The organism is Christensenella sp. KGMB01412, assembly GCF_055522415.1.
Genome location: NZ_JBVFVW010000003.1, coordinates 63,061 through 82,872, shown reverse-complemented (window position 1 = coordinate 82,872; position 19,812 = coordinate 63,061). Strand labels below are relative to the sequence as shown.

At 48.9% G+C, this 19,812-nt stretch carries 18 protein-coding genes; 2 read left to right on the top strand and 16 right to left on the bottom strand.

Going from position 1 to position 19,812, the window contains the following annotated elements:
• Positions 1-75: 75 nt before the first annotated feature.
• The 11 genes from ACS5WU_RS05885 to rbsK all read right to left on the bottom strand — a co-directional run bounded on the left by ACS5WU_RS05885 (position 76) and on the right by rbsK (position 12,464).
• On the bottom strand, positions 76-1,113 hold the full coding sequence (locus tag ACS5WU_RS05885; RefSeq protein ID WP_302760989.1) for a zinc-dependent alcohol dehydrogenase: 1,038 nt from the start codon (positions 1,111-1,113) through the stop codon (positions 76-78).
• Positions 1,114-1,152: 39 nt separating this feature from the next.
• Entirely contained in the window at positions 1,153-1,938 is a 786-nt protein-coding gene (locus ACS5WU_RS05880; protein WP_302760987.1) for an SDR family NAD(P)-dependent oxidoreductase, read from the bottom strand.
• 211 nt (positions 1,939-2,149) lie between these two features.
• Complete coding sequence (locus ACS5WU_RS05875) at positions 2,150-3,232, bottom strand: LacI family DNA-binding transcriptional regulator (protein WP_046444784.1); 1,083 nt, start codon at positions 3,230-3,232, stop codon at positions 2,150-2,152.
• A 279-nt stretch (positions 3,233-3,511) separates the two neighbouring features.
• Complete coding sequence (locus ACS5WU_RS05870; protein ID WP_302760984.1) at positions 3,512-4,492, bottom strand: ABC transporter permease; 981 nt, start codon at positions 4,490-4,492, stop codon at positions 3,512-3,514.
• Between the two features lie 27 nt (positions 4,493-4,519).
• Positions 4,520-5,509 (bottom strand): ABC transporter permease, encoded by a 990-nt coding sequence (locus tag ACS5WU_RS05865; RefSeq protein WP_046444782.1) that lies wholly within the window; start codon positions 5,507-5,509, stop codon positions 4,520-4,522.
• A gap of 20 nt (positions 5,510-5,529) precedes the next feature.
• A complete protein-coding gene (locus ACS5WU_RS05860; RefSeq protein WP_082103598.1) occupies positions 5,530-7,095 on the bottom strand; it encodes a sugar ABC transporter ATP-binding protein in 1,566 nt (521 codons plus the stop codon).
• Positions 7,096-7,392: 297 nt separating this feature from the next.
• On the bottom strand, positions 7,393-8,508 hold the full coding sequence (locus ACS5WU_RS05855; protein WP_046444781.1) for a sugar ABC transporter substrate-binding protein: 1,116 nt from the start codon (positions 8,506-8,508) through the stop codon (positions 7,393-7,395).
• Between the two features lie 228 nt (positions 8,509-8,736).
• Positions 8,737-9,861, bottom strand: a complete 1,125-nt coding sequence (locus tag ACS5WU_RS05850; protein WP_302760979.1) for a sugar ABC transporter substrate-binding protein — start codon at positions 9,859-9,861, stop codon at positions 8,737-8,739.
• A 208-nt stretch (positions 9,862-10,069) separates the two neighbouring features.
• Positions 10,070-10,480 (bottom strand): cupin domain-containing protein, encoded by a 411-nt coding sequence (locus ACS5WU_RS05845; protein WP_046444779.1) that lies wholly within the window; start codon positions 10,478-10,480, stop codon positions 10,070-10,072.
• Positions 10,481-10,760: 280 nt separating this feature from the next.
• Positions 10,761-11,417 carry a hypothetical protein gene (locus ACS5WU_RS05840; RefSeq protein ID WP_465089007.1) on the bottom strand — a complete coding sequence of 219 codons (657 nt, stop codon included), beginning with the start codon at positions 11,415-11,417 and terminating at the stop codon, positions 10,761-10,763.
• A gap of 129 nt (positions 11,418-11,546) precedes the next feature.
• The gene (rbsK, locus tag ACS5WU_RS05835) at positions 11,547-12,464 is read right to left on the bottom strand and encodes a ribokinase (RefSeq protein ID WP_046444913.1); all 918 of its coding nucleotides are present in this window, start codon (positions 12,462-12,464) and stop codon (positions 11,547-11,549) included.
• A 423-nt stretch (positions 12,465-12,887) separates the two neighbouring features.
• On the opposite strand from rbsK, the gene ACS5WU_RS05830 reads away from it, so the two are divergent.
• The gene (locus ACS5WU_RS05830; RefSeq protein ID WP_302760507.1) at positions 12,888-13,571 is read left to right on the top strand and encodes a DUF2461 domain-containing protein; all 684 of its coding nucleotides are present in this window, start codon (positions 12,888-12,890) and stop codon (positions 13,569-13,571) included.
• A gap of 85 nt (positions 13,572-13,656) precedes the next feature.
• The gene (locus ACS5WU_RS05825) at positions 13,657-14,103 is read left to right on the top strand and encodes an Hsp20/alpha crystallin family protein (RefSeq protein WP_302760508.1); all 447 of its coding nucleotides are present in this window, start codon (positions 13,657-13,659) and stop codon (positions 14,101-14,103) included.
• A gap of 57 nt (positions 14,104-14,160) precedes the next feature.
• Here the strand turns inward: ACS5WU_RS05825 and lepB are convergent, their stop codons facing one another.
• The 5 genes from lepB to ACS5WU_RS05800 all read right to left on the bottom strand — a co-directional run bounded on the left by lepB (position 14,161) and on the right by ACS5WU_RS05800 (position 19,767).
• Positions 14,161-14,715: a signal peptidase I gene (lepB, locus tag ACS5WU_RS05820; RefSeq protein ID WP_197408891.1), complete on the bottom strand. Its 555-nt coding sequence runs from the start codon at positions 14,713-14,715 to the stop codon at positions 14,161-14,163.
• Positions 14,716-14,849: 134 nt separating this feature from the next.
• Positions 14,850-16,676, bottom strand: coding sequence for a glutamine--fructose-6-phosphate transaminase (isomerizing) (gene glmS, locus ACS5WU_RS05815; RefSeq protein ID WP_059108874.1), 1,827 nt, complete (start codon positions 16,674-16,676; stop codon positions 14,850-14,852).
• A gap of 117 nt (positions 16,677-16,793) precedes the next feature.
• The gene (gene glmM, locus ACS5WU_RS05810) at positions 16,794-18,140 is read right to left on the bottom strand and encodes a phosphoglucosamine mutase (protein ID WP_046444774.1); all 1,347 of its coding nucleotides are present in this window, start codon (positions 18,138-18,140) and stop codon (positions 16,794-16,796) included.
• Positions 18,141-18,173: 33 nt separating this feature from the next.
• Complete coding sequence (trxB, locus tag ACS5WU_RS05805; protein WP_046444773.1) at positions 18,174-19,109, bottom strand: thioredoxin-disulfide reductase; 936 nt, start codon at positions 19,107-19,109, stop codon at positions 18,174-18,176.
• 73 nt (positions 19,110-19,182) lie between these two features.
• A complete protein-coding gene (locus ACS5WU_RS05800) occupies positions 19,183-19,767 on the bottom strand; it encodes a YcxB family protein (RefSeq protein ID WP_302760510.1) in 585 nt (194 codons plus the stop codon).
• Between the last annotated feature and the right edge of the window lie 45 nt (positions 19,768-19,812).

The window sequence follows — 19,812 nt, the reverse complement described above, 5'->3', positions numbered from 1 at the left end:
CAAAAGGCTTCCCTTTATGCAGGGAAAAAGCAGGACGGTTACGCCCTGCCTGGAGGAATTTCCCTTGTCGTTCGGTTAAAACTTCAGCAGAACTTTAATCCTGTCGCCATCATTTTTAATGACGCGTTCAACTGCTTCCTGCGCATCGTCAAAATCATAAACCGCCGAAATAAGAGGCCTGAATGAAACCTGCTTGTTCCTCAACAGCTGTATGATGCCCTGCATACTTCCGCCGGTTCCCGCAACACCCAACAGGTTTACGTCGTTTACGACAAATTTATCGATGTTGAAATCATTCAAATTCTGCTCGAAAAATCCCAGGATGATCACGTTGCCGCCGCTTTTGACAAAATTGGCTGTGTCTTTGAACATCTGGATATTTCCGGAGGATTCAAACACCGCGCACACACGTCCTGTCGGCGTGATTTTCTTAAGCTCTTCGGCGATGTTCTGCGTTGCGGAATTCAAAAGGTAATCCGCACCCATCTGCCTGCCGATCTCAAGCTTGGAATCCCGTCTGCCAACCAGGATTACCGTGCATCCGATTGCTTTTAAAAGCCCTACGCCCGTAAGCCCAATCGGCCCTGTTCCAATCATCATAACGATATCGCCAAAGCCTACGCCGCTTTTGATGATTCCCGCCATTGCGATGGATGCGGGCTCTATGAGCGCCGCCTCCTCAAGATCTATGGAATCGTCAAGCTTATAGGTGCTTCGTTCAGGCATTTTCATGTATTCCGCAAAGCATCCGTCGTAGGTGTTAATCGTTCCAACGCTCTTTCCATTCGGGCAATGCGCAAAATCGCCGCTCCAGCAGGTAGGGCAGTCAAAACACGGAACCCCGTTCTCTGCGATCACATGGTCGCCGGGCTTAAGCGTTTTTACCTCGCTGCCCACCTCCACGATTTCTCCTGACCATTCATGCCCTATCCTGATAGGATATTTTGCCATACCCTCTCTCACAAATGTTGTATCTCCTGTGATCAGGGCTATGTCCGTGGCGCATATTCCCGCATAAGCGACCTTTGCCAGGATGTCTTTTGGTCCCAGTTTCGGCTTGTCAACTTCCACAAATTCCGTTACACCAGGTTCTTTTGCTATAAATGCCTTCATTCAAGTTACCTCTCAATCTGTTGTATGCAAATGTCTTTCTTAAAAATCTCTTGCGAAGCCGCAAGTCCAACCACCGTCAACCGTGAGAATATTTCCCGTCATATATGTCATTTCATCTGAAGAAAGGAAAATCGTGGAACCTGCGATCTCATGCGGTTCGCCCGGCCTTCCAAGAGGAATATGCGACATCATGCGGTCCGCCTTTTCCTTATCGGCATAGAAGAGCGCCCTTGTCCCTTCAAACATAACAGAACCCGGGCATATCCCATTCACAAGGATCCCATCGGGCGCAAGCTCGATTGCCATTGCCTTCGTCAGGTTTACAACGCCCGCCTTTGCCGCAGCAAATGCGCACTGGTAGCGGAGCGGCACCAATCCAACAATAGATGCAACATTGATAATCCTTCCGTATTTACGTTCCGCCATATGCCGGATAATTGGCCCGGAGCAATAATACACGCCTGAAAGATCGATATTAATGATCCGGTTCCAGTCCTTTTCGGCAAATTCCTGAATCGGCACGCGTCCCTCCGGTCCGACGTTCACGCCTGCGTTATTTACCAGGATATCTATTTTGCCAAATGTGCCAAGCACGTCCGCGCACATTTTTTCCATGCTCTCCTTATCAGAAACATCTCCCTGGAAAAATTTTGCGTCGCCGCCCATATCCCTGAGCGTTTGTACAAATTCTTCGCCGCGTTCGGCGTTTACATCCACAACCGCCACCTGGGCGCCGGACTTTATATAATATTCGCACATTGCGCCGCCGATCGCTCCGGAACCACCCGTTACGACCGCAGTCTTTCCTGTTAAATCAATATTCATACATACTCCTTCCAGGCATCGCGAAAGACGCCTGCGTTTATTAAGCCATGATTCCTGTTCACACCTGTACGGCGGACGGACACAGCCCTTTTGCAGATAAGGCCCTTTTACACAAGCAGTACGTGCAACAGGGCCTGTTCAGTTTTTCCATTGAAATCGAATGATTTGTTTGAATGATAATTGTAATGCTGCAAATGCTTTTAAGGAAGTACTAGAGGATAATGTCGTCTTTCATCTGTTCCAGAATTTCGGAAAACAGCGACAGGTTGCTTCTGAGTACGATTTGCGGATCGAGCAGCACGATGTCTTCTTCAAACCGTCTGCCTTCTACCATATATTCGTACAAATAGCGCACAGCCAGCCTCCCCTGTAAAAACGGGTTCTGGAAGATGGTGGCATTGATAACGCCTTCGTCCATCAGGTTTACGATATCCGGAAAGACGTCGGAAGCCACGATTGTCATGTCGTGTCCGTGTCCCAGCTCCTTAAGACGGTTACAGAACGTTACCGAGTTCGCCGAGCTGAAATAAATCGCTCCCAGGTCCGGATGGGCTTTCAGGATTACTTCCACCAAATCGTACGCATTCTGCAACACGTCGTGATGCTCGTATACCCCGGCAAACCCCAGGCCGTACTTATCGATGTCCGATACGAAGCCCTCCACCGTTTTCCTGTGGACGAGCGAGCTTACCTGCCCTGTCACGAGGGCTACCGGACGCGTTTTATCCGGCATCATATACCCTATCAGCTCCGCCGCCATCTTACCGGCGACTTTACCGTTGTTCTGCACCGACAATATCCTGCCTGAGCCTGTAAGATCCGACGTTACGGTCGCGTAAATTTGCTTTGGATTTACCGAAAGCTCCTTCACAACCCGTGTCACCGCCGCCTCGTCAGAGTTCGGCAGGATCACGACTCCATCGTAATCGCTCTGCCCTATTTCGTAAAGGCGTTCGAGAAAGGCATCTGTTTCTTCGCCTACCATTTCAATAATTTCGCCATAAACTCCGTAGTCGAACAGGTCTTCAAAGGCTTTCCTCGCGCCCCGCGCCACCTCGGCTACAAAGCCGTGTACCGTTACAGGCAGCAATACCGCTATTTTTTTCGGATTCCTCTTCAGGGACGACGCTGTTTTGCTGGGCCGATATCCCATCTTCTCAGCAGTTTCAACCACGAGCTTTCTTGTCTTGTCGCTCACATTTGCTTTTCCACCAAGCGCCCTGTTTACCGTTGCCGTGGATATACCCAATTCCTTGGCCACATCGTAAATCGTAACCTTTGTCTGCAACATCATGAATCGTCCCCGCCCTTCGCATTTGCTTCTTACGTCTTTCACCACCCGCTTTCATTTCTTCCAAAATGTAGGTATGGTGATATTATTCATCATACCATAAATCCATGCCCTTTCAATATACTCAGCAGGATTTTTCGATCTCTTATTGCTGTTTCTCAAATGATTGTGCAAGCAATCTTTGCAGGAAACTGCCATGCAGCAAACATTTTTTATACGCACATCGTGCGCTATGATTTGTTAATATGCTGTTAACAAATCATAGCGATTGATTTTTCAACGTTAAGCTTTGATTTTCCTGTTTTGTTTATACATATCGAATAATACCGCGCCTGCCAGAACCGCGCCGTTTACCGCCTTTTGCATGGTAGACGGAATGCCGATCATTACGAGCGCATTTTCCAGGACGTACAACAGCACCACGCCGATGAGCGCGCCGATCGCGGAGCCCTTGCCGCCGGCAAGGCTGACGCCGCCAACCGCACATGCCGCAATCGCACGGAATTCCCAGCCATCGCCACTTTGCGGTAGCCCGTTGTTCGCGTCGATCGTAAGCAAAACGCCTGCAACCGCTGCGAGCACGCTACAAATAACATGCGCCGTCATGCGTACCTTTACCGTCTTGATACCTGCCAGCGCCGCAACCTCCTGGCTGTCGCCCGTTGCCAGCAGGTGCCGGCCCCAAAGCGTCTTTTTCAACACAAAGGCCGCTACTATAAAGAGTCCTATCATAATCCAGAATGGCCATGAGACGCCAAGCACCACCTGGTCTCCCCACGCGCCAAGGTCATAAGGCAGGTCTGTCAGCGGATACCCCGCCGTAAGCAGGAAACGAAGCCCCCCGGCAATGTAGAGCGTACCGATCGTCGCAACGAAGTCCGGCATGCCGACCTTTACGATCAAAAGTCCGTTCAGAAGCCCGAAGCCCGCGCCTATCGCAAGAGCGATAATCAGAGCCGGAGCCCAGTGCATCCCAAGGCGCATCATGCAGAAGGGGAAAATCATTCCCGCAAAGCCCGCGACACGTCCAACCGAGATATCCACCTTTCCGGTGATCAGCACGAACATAATACCCAGCGCGCAAATCCCCTGGAACGGTGCGTTTTTCAGTATTGTGGTGAAATTGCTCACCGTCATAAAATCCGGATTGATAATTCCTGTTATAATAATCAGGGCCACCAGCGGAATTACAACGCCGAACTCGTCCGTGTGAACGATTCTTGACCACAGTGATTCTTTCTTGATTGTTAATTGTTTTTCCATATCATTCACTCCTATCCCCAGTAGCGCTTATTCCGCAACACTTTTTGCTTCCATTTTGTCGCGTACGATTTCAACAAGCACCGCTGCGATCAGAATGATACCGATAATAACCATCTGGACATTCGACTCAACGGCAAGAGCCTGAAGCGCATTGTTGAGCACATTGATAAATAAAATACCGATCAGAAGGCCGACCATCGATCCTTTGCCGCCTGCAAAGCTGATTCCGCCGATCGCGCATGCCGTAATCGTCCTGAATTCCATTCCGATGCCGGTCTCAGCCGAAGCCGCGCTCATTGTGATCGCCGAGAAAATACCGGATACCGCTGCAAGTACGCCTGAAAGGATATACACGCCCCATTTTACTTTTGTGACGTTGATGCCCGCCATCAGGGCCGCGTTTTTATTACCGCCCACGGCGAGTATTTTTGTTCCTGTTTTCGTGCAACGCATCAATATGAACAAGCCGATATAGATTGCGATAAAGATGAAGAACATAATGGAAAGCCCAAGCGGTTTTGCAATCGCAACGTCGATCCAGAAATCCGGCAGCGGACCGATAGGCGTTCCCTGCGAGATCGTCAGTCCGACGCCCTGCGTAATAAACATGGTTGCGAGCGTTGCGATAAAGTTCACCATGCCAAGCTTTGCAACCAAAAGTCCATTGATGAACCCGACGAACGCGCCGGCTGCAAGGCCGATCAGAACGCATAAGAACGGATTCAGGCCCCACCAGACTGCCGCTGCACCAAACATAATGCCATTGAAGCCCGCGGCGCAACCGACGGAAAGGTCGATTTCACCGCTCATCATGACGACGCTTTGCCCAAGGGCCGCCGTACCGATGAAGATACAGGTGGTGAGTATTGCCTGAACATTTCCCAGCGATGCAAAGCTTGGTTTAGAAATACCGGTTACAATACAAATAATGATAATCGGTATCGCAATGCTAAACGCCGGGCTTAAAAATATTTTTGACGCTTTTCCCGATTTGCGGGTATTTAATCCTTTTTCCATAGTATGACTCCTTACCTGAGCTAAAATTCCTTAAACGTCGATACAGCCATTTCCATAATCCTGGAGTCTGTGGCTTCACCCTTCTTAAGCTCTCCGACAACCCTTCCTTCCGCCATAACAATGAAGTGGTCGCTCATAGCCATCAGCTCGGGCAGCTCCGACGAAATCATCAACACCGCGTTGCCCTCTTCGGCAAGCTGGTTGATGAGCTGGTAGATTTCATTTTTAGAACCAACGTCGATTCCTTTTGTAGGCTCGTCCAGAATGATCAGCTTTGGCTCTGCGTTGAGGCAGCGGGCAATTACGACCTTCTGCTGGTTACCGCCGGAAAGCGTACCGACCTTTGTTTTCAGCGACGGTGCTTTGATGTGCATTTCGTCAAAGTAGCGCCGCGAACGCTTATCTTCCTTTTGCCCGGATATAAATATCCCTGCGGTAGAAATTGCATCCAGGTTGGAAACTGCGATATTCTTTTTGATATCCCACACAAAATTGAGGCCGTATTTTTTGCGGTCCTCGCTTGCAAGGGCAATTCCCTGATTTACTGCGTCCGTTGTATTGCGTATTTTGACGGGCTTGCCGTTCATCGTAATCGTACCGGCGCTCGGCTGGAACATGCCGTAAATTGCGGAAACAACTTCTGTGCGCCCGGCGCCGACAAGTCCTGCAAGGCCGACAACCTGGCCCGCACGGACTTTAAAGGATATGTCTTCAATGAGGTTCCTGCCCAAAATATGCGGATGTGGCACTGTAAGGCCGTTTACCTCCAGCACGACATCCCCTATCTTTGCGTTTCTTGCCGGATACATGTTGTCCATTTTACGTCCGATCATATCCGCGATAATTTTTTCGGTCTGGTATTCCGCCTTTTCAAAGCTGCTGATATTCTTGCCGTCGCGCAGGATTGTGACGCGGTCTGTAAGCTCCAGAATTTCCGCAAGCTTGTGCGTTACGAAAATAACGCTCGTTCCCTTTTCTTTCAGGTGCCTTACCACTTCAAACAGGCTTTCCACGTCCGCTGCGGAAAGAGAGGTGGTCGGCTCGTCCAGAATCAGTATTTTGGGCTGGCTGGAAAGTGCTCTTGCGATCATCAGCATCTGCTGCTGGCCGATAGAAAGTTTTCTTACGTCTGCCCGGGGATCAAGGTTAATTTTATTGCTGCTGAGTAATTCGCTTGCCCTGTTGAAGAGTTCCTTGAAATTAACCGTTTTCGCGTTCTTGTTCCCAAGCCCAAGATCACTCATATAGATATTTTCAGCAACGCTGAAATTATTGAGCACATTGATTTCCTGCGGTACAAAACCGATTCCCAGGTCAATCGCGTCCTGCGGGCTTTTCGGCTCCACCACTTCGCCGTTTATCTTAAGCGTGCCCGTGTAGCTACCGCTTGGGTAAATGCCGTTTAATATTTTTAAAATGGTTGATTTTCCCGCACCGTTCTCACCGATCAGTCCAAGAATTTCACCTTTTTTTGTATTTAAACACACATTATCGTTTGCGATTACGCCCGGAAATTTTTTGGTTATATTAATCGCTTCGAGTATGTATTCTCCCATGATCATTCTCACTTCCTTATAGTTACTCATAAAGCCACAAAAACTTGCTCGACAATGCAGGGTTACTATGTATAATGATTTCTGATTTTGCTTCCTGCCGCACCCTCCCTGCGGCGGGAAGCGGTATCCCCTGGTATATCTTTTATTTTTGGGGGGGACATGCCGTCCCCCCTCTTTTTTGATCCTGCAGCGATTTTACTGAATGCAGTTTATGCAATACTTACGATAAATCGCTTGCATCTGCAATTTATATCAAAAGTTTGTAACTGGTCTTTTGACAAATTGCCATAAGCGTTTATTTTCCTCTTTTTCCCGTTCGCGGCCGTATTACTGTTCAAACCATGTTTTTACTTCGTCGATATAGCTCTGATAGGTTGCCGGATCGGATGCACCACTGCCGCCAACATACACGATTGGAGCTTCAAGGTCTGTCCATACAGGTACTTCTTCACCGCGGAACAGCTTGTCGAGGTTTTCCATCGTCTGGAAAGCTTCTTCATAGAGCGGCTGATATACGATTCCGTCGATTTTGCCGTCGTTGAGGTAGCCAAGGTTCTCTTCTGTGATGTCCATTGCAACCAACACCAGGTCGTCGTCGGATTTTCCAGCTTTCTGGGCCGCTGTGGACCAGGAAGCAGCACCGCCGCCCGTTGTGGAGAACGCGCCTACGAGGTCGGGATTCTTCTGGATGATCGCCGCGTTTACATTTGCAGCCTGCGTTGCGTCAGAGCCCTCGAGCTCAGCGTCGAGAACCGTGATCCCATCCAGGTTCAGTTCCTTCATGCGTGCTGTGAATGCTTCTGCAGCAGCATTTTCCGTCGCGTTCTTTGTGTTCTGTGTTACAGCAATTTTTCCCGTCTTTCCTTCCAGTCTTTCCGCCATGAAATCCGCCACATCAGCGCCGTATTTCGCGGGATCGCAAGCCATGTTAAAATCAAGGCCATCTGGTAATGTTCCGTCATCCTGCACAAACTTGAAGTGAGCTATGCCAACCTTAACGCCAGCAGCCTTCATCTTTTTGAGCGTAGGGAAACAGGTGTCGTCACCACGCCACAGCATCAGGCCCTTGCCGCCCTGGGCAGCGAAGGTATCGCAGGCCGTATATACTTCGTTCGCATCCGCGCCCTCCGTACCGATAACCTGTGCGTCAGTGTAGCCCAGCTCTTTTGCAGCTTTCAAAAATCCAAGCTGTACCATTCTGTGAACAGGATGGTTCTTGGAATCCATCGCAATCGCTACCGGATATTCAGCCGGATTGATGTCGTTGCCGCCGCTCGATGCCTGGGATGCTTCAGCCGATGCTGATGCTTCCGCTGACGGAGATTCAGAAGCTGCCTGTGAAGGCGATTCTGATGCCGCCGGCTGGGCGGAGCACGCTGCGAATACGGATACACACAGCATAATTGCGATTACTACGCAGAGCATTTTGGTCATTTTCTTCATTTACAAATTCCCTCCTAAGTTGTTATATATAACATGACAATGCAACTGAATTTTTTTGCACCGCCTGTTTGACGCTCATCATTGCTGATTGAGGCCCCGGTTATCCCATGCGATCTTACCGGCGCGCCTCTTCACTTTGATGTCTTTTCCCCATATCTTTTTTTGAGGGGAAACGGTTGGCCGTTTCCCCTCAATCATTCTACAGATAGTGTTGTGGTTCCATGCCATTTATTGCTCGAACCATGTCTTTACTTCGTCGATGTAGCTCTTGTAAGTAGCCGGATCGGATGCTCCGCTGCCACCAACATATACGAGAGGTGCGTCGAGGTCTGTCCATGCCGGCACTTCGCCGCCGCGGAACAGTGTGTCAAGATATTCCATTGTTTTGAAAGCTTCCTCATAAAGCGGCTGATATACGAGAGCCGCAACCTGTCCGTCTTCCAGATACTTCAGGTTTTCTTCCGTGATATCCATCGCAACGATTACGATTTCGCCATTCTCTTTTCCAGCCTTCTGAGCTGCCGTAGACCAGGAAGCGCTGCCGCCGCCCGTTGTAGAGAACGCGCCTACGAGGTCAGGATTCTTCTGGATGATCGCCGCGTTTACATTTGCAGCCTGTGTCGCTTCTCCACCTTCCAGCTCCGGTTCAAGAACCGTAATGCCGTCCAGGTTCAGTTCCGCCATGCGTGCCGCAAACGATTCGGCAGCTGCATTTTCCGTGTTGTTTTTCGTGTTCTGTGTGACGGCTACTTTACCGGTCTTGCCTTCCAGTTTTTCCGCCATAAAGTCTGCTACCAGCTTGCCGTATGCAACCGGATCGCACGCCATGTTGAAATCGAGTCCTTCCGGCATTTCGCCATCTTCCTCGATCAGTTTAAAGTGCGGGATACCAACCCTTACGCCCGCTGCTTTCATTTTCTTAAGCGTCGGGAAGCAGGTGTCGTCGCCTGACCACAGCAGCAGGCCTTTTCCGCCCTGTGCCGCGAAGGTGTCGCATGCCGTATATTGTTCGTTTACATCCGCGCTCTCTGTTCCGATAACCTGCGCGTCTGTGTAGCCGAGCTCTTTTGCAGCTTTCAGGAAGCCGAGCTGTACCATTCTGTGAACAGGATGGTTTTTCAGCATCATTGCAACAGCAACCGGATATTCAGCCGGATTGATGTCATCTCCGCCGCTTGCCGCCTGCGAAGCCTCAGCCGATTCCGCGGGCGCGGACGCCTCAGCCGATGCAGACTCGGAAGCAGCCTGTGAAGGCGATTCGGATGCTGCGGGCTCAGCCGCGCAGGCAACGAATACAGATGCGCACAGTAAAATTGCCATTACCATGCAGAGCAGTTTGGTCTTTTTTTTCATTTCAATTCCCTCCTAGTATTTTTTGGTGCATTAAACATGACAATGCGATTTTCTCTTTTTCGCATTACCTGTTTAAACCTTAATTTTTATTGGAGTTTGCCAGACCTGATGAATACACTGCTGCAAATATCCATAATATGTTGCCGCCTTCTAAGCTTCCCGTACTTTTTATGGATATCATAAATTTTGTTTTGTAAAAGCGAGACTGTTATTCTTCGTCGATTGTCTTGAAGGATTTCCCCCAAGCTTCTTTCCTTGCAAAATATACTTCGTTATATTCCTGCCGCGACCAGAAGGTCATCAGCACAAATTTCTCATCGTTCATTGTGTTGTCTATATAATGGAACGTTCCCGGCGGGATGATAATAAAATCGCCCGGCACTACATGATAGCAGGTTTCGTCGAGCCACACATCTCCCGTCCCGCTTACAATATAATAAATTTCCGTCTGCTCATGCACGCCGCCGGCAGTTCTCTGCCTGGCTTCCAGCGTTCCTTCGTTGACGTTGATTACTTCGCAACCGGCAACCTCGTCGCCAATCAAAAGCTTTGACGAATAGGTTTCATCACATATAAAAGGCTTTACATTTTTGGAATTAATGAGTCTCCCCTGTGCCATAATAAAATTATCTCCTTGTGGAAATCTTCTTTATATCTTTGTCCGCATTGCCTGCAGCTTTTCACGGGCAGTCGATATCCTGTTGATTGAAATCATCAATACTTGTTTGAAATCATGTAAAAAATGAATTTGCATTTGTAATAATGTAACCGGTTACAGTAATTATAGTATCACTATTCTTTTGGCCTGTCAATAGATTTCAGAAAAAAAGTAACCGGTTACAAAAAATCATGTATTCACCCGATATTCCGCATGGTTGTGCGGAATATCGGTTCAAGGGCTAATACAGGATCGCCGCCTGTCCCCCGAGTTTTTTGAAATCAGGCTTCACTGTTTTCTCGGTTGGGATAAGCTGTTTTATTTCCAGGCCATTTGTAAGCTCTGCAAGCTTTTTTGCAATCTCGTCTCCAAGCTTATCCTGCGCCACGCTGTCCCCAAGGCTCTCGGCTACGTCGGCCAGTACGAGATCCGCGTTAAGGGAAATATACCGGTCTTCCGCGGCAACCGCAAGCAGCTCATCGTCATTGAATCCCATCTTTTCTTTCAACTTGTTGTTGTAGTCCTCCAGGTAGTCATAGTTTACCTGCGTAAACTCTTCCTTTGCCCGCGAAAGGGCATCGTCGCGTGAAAGCGCGTCATCACGGGATAGCGCAACCTGGGCAAGCGCTGCGTTTTCTATCAGCTCATCAAGGTAATCCTGTTCGGACAGCTTTTCTGCTTTGACCTGCTGGCCCTGCTCTTTGAGCAGTTCGTTCGCAATCTCAGATCCGATCTCCTGTTGCGCGCTGTAATACTTCAAGAGGCGGTAAGTGATTGATATATCTCCAACCTGCGCAACCACCGCGTCGTCCGCCACGCCGTCCCAGGACGCCCCGCATCCCGCAAGTAACGCGCACGCAAAAATCATTGTTACCAGAATCAATGTAAATCGTTTCATATGTCCCCTCATTTCCTATTGCAGCTTATCAAATGGTTTCACTTACATTTACCACAACCGCTATGCAGCGCAGGTTATTATACCTGCGCTCTTTGCAACGTTTCATCCGTTCGCTGTAAAAAGCTTTTCCTATACGAGCTTATCGATCTCCTCGCGCAGAGGCATGGATGGCGCGGTTCCAAATTTCTGGACAGACAGCGACGCAACCATGTTTCCAAATTCCGCCGCGGCAAATAAATCCATGCCCTCCGAAATCCCCGTCACGAAGCCGCCGTTAAAGGCATCGCCTGCGCCCGTCGTATCTACCGCCTCCACAAGCCGTGCCGGAACCATACGCGTTCCTTCCACCGTGCTTACAAATACGCCCTGCTTTCCCATTGTAATAATAACAGAGGGAATTCCCCAGGAATGGAATACATCCGCAGCAGCTTTCGCTCCCGCTTCATCCGGTACTGCTACGCCCGTGAGCGCCTCCGCCTCTACCTCGTTTGGCGTTATAATATCTACCTTCTGAAGCGTTTCCAGCGATATTTCCCGTGCGGGAGCCGGATTTAAGACTACCATCACGCCTGCGCTTTCTGCAATCCCAATCACCTGTGCAAGCGCCTCCATATTGACCTCGAATTGTGCGAGCAGGATATCCGCATCCTGCAAAACCACGCGTATCTTATCGATATCAGACTGTGTAAAATTGGTGCAGGCTCCTGGAATGACCAATATCTGGTTCTGTCCTGTCTGCTGGTCCACGCAGATGAGAGCAACCCCGGTTCCCTTTTCCTCATCCACCAAAACATATTCCGTATTGATGTTTTCCTTCCTGTAAAAATCCGTAGCGAGCTGGCCAAATACGTCACGGCCTATTTTTGTTACAATCGTAATATCCGCACCTGCGCGATGCGCCGCAACCGCCTGGTTACTTCCCTTTCCGCCCGGTCCAATTTTAAACTCGTCGCCAAACACGGTTTCCGCCGCTTTTGGCAAATGCTCCGCAATACCGGTCAGGTCAGCAACATAGCTTCCAAACATAACAATTTTTTTCTTTTTCATATCATAGCCCCTTGCTTCATGTTTTTTGGTTGTCGTACATTTTTGTACATACAAAAATGTCCAAATATTCCTCATCATTCCATTTCAGGCAATACGAAACAAAAGTAATCGCCCAAAACGCATACCGGTTTGCAACATTCACTTTTTTACATGATTTCAATCAGATTCATTCAGCAGGTGCTGAGTCGTTATTTGATGGTCTCTATTTTATTTGCATCTGCCATTTACAATAATTCAAATAGCCTTTAAAGTCAATCTGTTTTGAAAGATATTGTCAATCAGGAAATTTATTTCAATATCAGGAATAAAATTCGCACCTTTTTTCATTTTTTGAAATTTATTTACAGACGTTGCTGTAATCGACTTTTTCCGCCCTTCATGCTACAATACAAATAGAAAAATGATACGATCGGGAGGAATATTATGCCAATCACAAATGAGACGCTACGTTTTCTGGCAGAAAACAGATTCCACAACAGCAGGCAATGGTATTTGGAACACAAACCGGAATATCAGCGTTATGTGCTTGAACCGTTAAAGGAGCTTTCTATTCGTATGGCTCCTAAAATGCTGGAAATCGATCCTCAGTTTGTGACGGAGCCAAAGGTGGATCGAACCATTTCCCGTATTTACAGGGATACGCGGTTTTCGCATGATAAATCGCTGTATCGCGAGGTGATGTGGGTATGTTTTGTACGAAGCAAGAAAGAGCACGGAGACCTGCCTGGTTTTGTATTTGAATTTTCACCGCAGGGTTTTCGTTACGGCTGCGGATATTACGACGCTCCTCCAAAAACGATGGAAGCCATGCGCCAACTGATTTTGCAGGACGATCCCTCTTTCCGCAGAGCCAAAAGGGCCGCATCCAGACAGGACGTCTTTCAGATGGAAGGCGATTTCTACAAACGCAGCAAGGCCCCCGAGGCATCAAAGGCGCTTCGCAACTGGCTGGACCGCCGCAACATCGATTTTATGTGCAATAGTACGGACGCGGACGTTTTATTCTCCGACGGCCTTGCCGATAAGCTTACTTCTGATTTTGCTCTTTTGAAGCCAATTTATGAATTTTTGTGTAAAGCAAGCCTGATGTCCCGCGATTCTTTTTGATTGATTAAAATTCGCCGGGTTTTGTTTAAAGTCCTGATTTGTTGGTATGATAGAAATAAGAATACCAATAAAGGAGATGTTTCATATGGCAGAACTGACACCATTTGGTTCGCGTCGTCACGGACTCTCGAGAATGAATACTTTTGACGACCTGGATTTTTGGGACAAAAGCTTTCTGCGAAACTTTTTTAACGGCTCGGAAGGCTTCAGCAACTTTCGCGTGGATGTAAGGGACAAAGGCGATCATTATGAAATCGACGCAGACCTTCCCGGTCTGCACCGTGAAATGATTGACGTCACAATCAACGACGGAATGCTCACAATCAGCGCTGATATGGATGAAGAATCCAAAACGGAAAAGAATGATTATGTCATCAACGAACGCAGGACGGGGCGCGTATCGCGTTCTTTCTCCGTTCCCGATGTGAAGGATGATGAAATCACCGCGGAATATAAGGATGGCGTTTTAAAAATCAATCTTCCCAAAAGTACAGAGGAAGAAAAAAAGTCCCACAAAATCGACGTCCGGTAAACCGGAAACAAAACAAAAGCCGCGGCACTGCCGCGGCTTTTTTATGCTTTGACTTACTTAATTCAATCCACGTATTTCATTGAAAGGAAAAATAACCGCCATTGCGTGCCCGACGATTTGTTCATGTTTAATCGGCCCCACCATACGGCTGTCCATCGAATTGGCGCGGTTATCTCCCATGACAAACACCTCATCCTCCGGCACGACCACCGCCTCCATGTCCGCATACGGCGCAGGGCTCACATAATCCTCGCTGAGCGCTTCCCCATTGATGTAAACAACGCTGTCTTTGATCTCCACCGTATCGCCCGGAAGTCCGATTGCGCGCTTAACATAATTGTTGTTTGTTCCATCCGAATAATGGACGATGATAATGTCCCCGCGCTGGGGCATCCCCGCATAACGCGACACCTTTTCCACCGCGAGGCGTTCGTCCGTGTGCAGCGTCGGCTGCATAGACGGCCCATCCACCATTATAATTTCAAATAAAAACGCCCTGACCAGAAATGCGACGGCCACTGCCACACCGATTGCGATCACCCAGCCCCAAACCGCTTTCTTCTTTTCCGTCCGCGCTTTTGTCCTTTGAGTCCTGCTCTTCATTCTCCCCATTCACTTATGCCTGCTTATCTTTTATTTCGTGATACTATATGATTATATCACACAATTTTGTCATGAATGTAAACAAATGATGAAAAACGCCGCAAATTGCGGCGTTTTGATCATCCGATGCTGATTGATTCCGTTTATTCCACCGTAACGCTTTTTGCAAGGTTCCTCGGCTTATCCACATCGCAGCCCTTTTGCACAGACATATAATACGCAAAAATCTGCATTGGAATAATGGATGTGATCGTCGCTTCAAAATCTACAGTATCCGGTATGATCACCAATTTATCCGCAATATCCTTCACAAGATCCTGATAACGCTCCTGCGTGATCACCATAACCACCGCGCCGCGGGATTTCACCTCTTTGACGTTGCTGACGCATTTCTCAAGCAGGTCTCCCTGTGTGAGCGCCGCGACAACCAACGTTCCCTGTTCGATGAGCGCAATGGTTCCATGCTTCAACTCTCCCGCCGCATATGCTTCGGAATGGATATAGCTGATCTCCTTGAGTTTGAGCGAGCCTTCCATGGCAAGCGCGTAATCAAGCCCCCTGCCGATATAAAAAACGCTGTGCTCCGTAAAATGTTCATAAGCAAACTTCTGTAAGAGCTCTTTGTTTGCAATCACCTGCGCGGCCTTATCCGGCACGGCCTGCAGCTCCTTTACATATTTCAGGTAATCCTCTTTTGAAATCCGGCCTTTTGCATACGCAAGCTTCAAAGAGAACATATACATGGACATCAGCTGGGTTGTGTACGCCTTGGTGGACGCAACCGCAATCTCCAGCCCTGCGCGCGTATAGAGTACGCTGTCCGCCTCGCGCGCAATGGTGGAACCCACCACGTTTGCAATCGCAAGAACATACGCACCGCGTTTTTTCGCCTCGCGCATTGCGGCAATCGTATCCGCCGTCTCGCCGGACTGGCTCACGATAATCACAAAACTGTTTTCGTCCATAATCGGCTCTTTGTAACGGAACTCCGACGCGATCTCCACCTCGACCGGCACGCGCGCAAAGCGCTCCATCACATATTTCCCAACGCAGGACGCATGGTAAGCCGTTCCGCAGGCAATGATCGTGATTTTATCGATATCCCTGAGCGTTTCATCCGTCAGGTTTATTTCATCAAAACAAATTTCCCCGTCTTTCACACGCGGATTGATTGTCTCAGCAAGCACGCGCGGCTGTTCTTCAATCTCCTTGAGCATGAAATGCGGATAGCCTGCTTTTTCCGCCTGGGATACGTCCCACTCCACCGTAAACAACTCGCGTTCAATGGGATTGAGTACTTCGTCGTAAAGCTGCACACCGTCCTTTTTCACGACGGCAATCTCTCCATTATTCAGGAAATACACATCGCGTGTGTATTCAAGAAGCGCCGGGATATCCGATGCGATCAGGTTTTCGTTTTCTCCCACGCCCACAACAAGCGGGCTGTCTTTGCGAACCGCGACAATTTCCTGCGGAAAGCGTTCGCTTACAACGCCCAGCGCATAGCTTCCCTTCAGCTTGGAAATCGCCTGCGCCACAGCATCCTTCAAATCATCCTTTAAATAGTAATCGATCAGGTGGACGATTACCTCAGTATCCGTATCCGAAACAAACTGTACTCCTTTTTTGGAAAGCCACTCGCGCAGGTGCATATAGTTTTCAATGATCCCATTGTGCACGATTGCGAGGTCTCCCGCGCTGTTTGTATGCGGATGCGCATTGATCCTGCTCGGCTCGCCATGCGTCGCCCAGCGCGTATGTCCAATACCGAGCGTATGCTCGGACACCTTTCCGTTTACCAGCTTTTCAAGCTCCGCAAGTTTTCCTTTTTCTTTATATACCGTCAGTTTCCCCTGATCCAGATATGCAATTCCCGCGCTGTCATAACCACGGTATTCCAGCTTCTGCAACCCGCCAATCAAAACGGGGATTACATTTCTGTCACCAATATAACCAACAATTCCGCACATGAATTTTCTCCTGTCCTGTTTTTGTAAAAAATAAAATCATTTTCTATTATATCTGATTTCATACAAAAAGAAAATAGAAAAAGAAACGCATTTCTGCGTCTCCCTTTATTTCTGTTATTATTTCAGCCTTTGCTCGATCAGCCTTGCCACGGCAACCGCCTGCTTTGTAATCGCATCCTTATCCTTGCCTTCGATCATCACCCGCACAAGCGGCTCCGTACCCGACGTCCTTATGAGCACGCGTCCCTCGCCATTGAATTCCTTTTCAAGCTTTGCGATTGCGGACAGGATTTCTTCGTCCTTGTCGTAATCATGCTTCTTTTCTTCGTTTACCAGCGCGTTTACCAGTACCTGGGGATAAATGCTTACCGGGCGCGCAAGGCGCGCAAGCGGCTTATCCTCCCGCTTCATGACCGACATCAGCTGCACACCCGACAGGATTCCGTCGCCTGTCGTATTGTGGTCAAGAAATATGATATGCCCCGACTGCTCGCCGCCGAAATTATAGCCGTTTGCAAGCATCTCCTCCAGCACATAGCGGTCACCCACGCCTGTGCGCTTCAGATGGATCCCGTTTTCTTTGAGCGTAGACTCTACGCCCATATTGCTCATCACCGTTGCGACGAGCGTATCCTTTTTCAGCATCCCGCGCTTCTTAAGGTCCATCGCACAAATCGCCATAACCTTATCCCCGTCCACGATACCGCCATGCTCATCCACCGCTATGAGGCGGTCGGCGTCCCCGTCAAACGCAAGCCCCACATCCGCGCCAAGCTCGGAAACCAGGCGTGAAAGCTGCTCCGGATGCGTTGAACCGCAATTTTCATTGATATTATTGCCATCCGGCATATTGTAATAGGGAATCACCTCAGCGCCAAGCAGCTTGAAAATCCATGGAGCGACTTCGCTGGACGCGCCATTTGCGCAGTCGAGCACAACCTTGAGCCCGTCAAGGCTCACATCCGTACTCTCTACCACGAAATCAATGTAATCCTGCGCGGCTTTTTTGAGTCGCACCCTTCGCCCGATCTTTTTGCCGGTTGGCTGGGGCACCTCTTCCGAGTGGTTCATGATAATGTTCTCGATACGGTCTTCAATTTCATCGGCCAGTTTATAGCCGTTCGAATTGAAAAATTTGATTCCATTATATTCCACCGTGTTGTGGGAGGCGGAAATCACAACTCCCGCGTCATAGCCGGAATGCCGCGTCAAATAAGCAATCGCCGAGGTTGGCAGCGTACACGCGACCACCGCTTCCGCGCCTGCCGAACAAATTCCTGCCACCAATGCGGATTCAAGCATATCTCCCGAACCGCGGGTATCCTTGCCAATCAGTATTTTTGCGCTGTGTATTTCATTCGTAAGGCAATACGCGCCCGCCCGCCCCAAATCATAAGCGAGCTTAGAGGTCAATTTTTCATTGGCGATTCCTCGAACGCCGTCCGTCCCAAATAGCCTTGCCATTCAATTCTCCTTATCCAAAACAATACTTTTATTTTACTGGTTTGCCCTGCTTGCCTGCAGCACGCAATCAATACCGAGGCTGTTATCCGCCGCGACAGCTCCGTCGGCAACTGCCGTTACGATCTGGCGCATCCGCTTGGTGCGGATATCGCCCGCGCAGGAGACGCCCGGCAGGTTTGTTTTACAAGATTCATCCGCCTTGATAAATCCGCCTTCGCCAAGCTCGACCTGATCCTTCACAAGATCGGTTTTTGGCGTTTGGCCCACCGCAATAAAAATACCCGACACAAAAAGGTCCTTTTCCTGTCCGGTATTCACGTCCTTTACCGTAAGGCTCTGCACCGTATTCTCTCCATTAATCGATTCCGGCACGTGGCTCAATACAAATTCTATGTTGTCGATTTCCGCAGCAGCGTCTACCATTCCTTTGAGCGCACGGAACTCATCGCGCCGGTGTACGATATAAACCTTTTTACAAAATTTTGCGAGATACAAAGCATCCTCAACCGCAGTATTTCCGCCGCCGATTACCGCTACGTCGCGTTCCCGGAAAAACGCCCCGTCGCATGTCGCACAATAAGAAACCCCCGCGCCGATAAATTCGTCCTCGCCCTTCATCCCAAGCTTTTTGGGAGTCGCGCCCATTGCGAGGATGACCGCTTTTGCTTCATAGGTGTTTTTGAGCGTCGTAATCTTCTTGACCGGCTGCTTCAGCTCAAATTTTGTGATCTCTTCCGTGATGATCTCCGCGCCCAGGTTTTGTGCCTGCAGTTTCATGCTGTGCGCGAGCTTTGCTCCGGTTACTTCCATTTCAAATCCCGGATAATTATCGATTACATGGCTGATCGCCATCTGCCCGCCCGCAAACGCGCGTTCCAAAACAAGCGTTTTGAGCCCGCCCCTGCACGCATATATGGCAGCAGTAAGCCCCGCCGGCCCCGCGCCTGCAATAATCACATCATATGTCATCGAAAAACCTCCTCGAAATAACCTTTCCATATCATATCATAATTCATATATAAACACAAAAAAACAGGACGTGTCACCCTTTGTTTTTCTTTTTGCTTTTGTGATATTTTCCCGGCGCTTTCTCCTGCAAAAATGCGGCGAACGCCTCCGGCGATATCCCTGTAATCTGCTCCCTTGGAATCAGGAACGCTTCCGTATCGCTGATAAACAGATAAAAGGCTTTTCCTGTCTCGTAGACTTCCGACAGCCTGTCATAGGGGAACTCAGCGAGCGTTTCGCGCCCCTCTTCCTCGTCGTCCTCGCGCACTTCCATCTGAAGCGGGGTAAACGTATATTTCTGCGGGCTTTCTACCGCGGCCTGCACAAGCTTATACTGCCTTTTGGGCTGCGTCTGTGTCACAGTGATAAAACAGGACGCAAACGCCGCGATCACCGCCAAAAGCAAAATCAACGGTACAATACCCATCATATTATCGAGCAGCGCATAGTTACACACCGCAAGAACCACCGCTGCTCCAAGTACAATGCAAAGCACCAGCATATATTTGGAAAAAGCGTTCATTTTTCCTTTTACGCCCTTCTTTTCAAACAGTGTAAACATCCAATAATCCCTGAACACCTGAAAATCCGTTTTTGTTGTAAATTTGATCTCTTCCATTTGCACCCTCCGATTCTTTTTTCATTTTACATCAAAAACGTATGA

Excerpts from the sequence above, each read along its gene's own strand:
- ACS5WU_RS05885 (WP_302760989.1), bottom strand. The coding sequence starts at position 1,113 with ATGAAGGCATTTATAGCAAAAGAACCTGGTGTAACGGAATTTGTGGAA.
- ACS5WU_RS05880 (WP_302760987.1), bottom strand. The coding sequence starts at position 1,938 with ATGAATATTGATTTAACAGGAAAGACTGCGGTCGTAACGGGTGGTTCC.
- ACS5WU_RS05875 (WP_046444784.1), bottom strand. The coding sequence starts at position 3,232 with ATGATGTTGCAGACAAAGGTTACGATTTACGATGTGGCCAAGGAATTG.
- ACS5WU_RS05870 (WP_302760984.1), bottom strand. The coding sequence starts at position 4,492 with ATGGAAAAACAATTAACAATCAAGAAAGAATCACTGTGGTCAAGAATC.
- ACS5WU_RS05865 (WP_046444782.1), bottom strand. The coding sequence starts at position 5,509 with ATGGAAAAAGGATTAAATACCCGCAAATCGGGAAAAGCGTCAAAAATA.
- ACS5WU_RS05860 (WP_082103598.1), bottom strand. The coding sequence starts at position 7,095 with ATGAGTAACTATAAGGAAGTGAGAATGATCATGGGAGAATACATACTC.
- ACS5WU_RS05855 (WP_046444781.1), bottom strand. The coding sequence starts at position 8,508 with ATGAAGAAAATGACCAAAATGCTCTGCGTAGTAATCGCAATTATGCTG.
- ACS5WU_RS05850 (WP_302760979.1), bottom strand. The coding sequence starts at position 9,861 with ATGAAAAAAAAGACCAAACTGCTCTGCATGGTAATGGCAATTTTACTG.
- ACS5WU_RS05845 (WP_046444779.1), bottom strand. The coding sequence starts at position 10,480 with ATGGCACAGGGGAGACTCATTAATTCCAAAAATGTAAAGCCTTTTATA.
- ACS5WU_RS05840 (WP_465089007.1), bottom strand. The coding sequence starts at position 11,417 with ATGAAACGATTTACATTGATTCTGGTAACAATGATTTTTGCGTGCGCG.
- rbsK (WP_046444913.1), bottom strand. The coding sequence starts at position 12,464 with ATGAAAAAGAAAAAAATTGTTATGTTTGGAAGCTATGTTGCTGACCTG.
- ACS5WU_RS05830 (WP_302760507.1), top strand. The coding sequence starts at position 12,888 with ATGCCAATCACAAATGAGACGCTACGTTTTCTGGCAGAAAACAGATTC.
- ACS5WU_RS05825 (WP_302760508.1), top strand. The coding sequence starts at position 13,657 with ATGGCAGAACTGACACCATTTGGTTCGCGTCGTCACGGACTCTCGAGA.
- lepB (WP_197408891.1), bottom strand. The coding sequence starts at position 14,715 with ATGGGGAGAATGAAGAGCAGGACTCAAAGGACAAAAGCGCGGACGGAA.
- glmS (WP_059108874.1), bottom strand. The coding sequence starts at position 16,676 with ATGTGCGGAATTGTTGGTTATATTGGTGACAGAAATGTAATCCCCGTT.
- glmM (WP_046444774.1), bottom strand. The coding sequence starts at position 18,140 with ATGGCAAGGCTATTTGGGACGGACGGCGTTCGAGGAATCGCCAATGAA.
- trxB (WP_046444773.1), bottom strand. The coding sequence starts at position 19,109 with ATGACATATGATGTGATTATTGCAGGCGCGGGGCCGGCGGGGCTTACT.
- ACS5WU_RS05800 (WP_302760510.1), bottom strand. The coding sequence starts at position 19,767 with ATGGAAGAGATCAAATTTACAACAAAAACGGATTTTCAGGTGTTCAGG.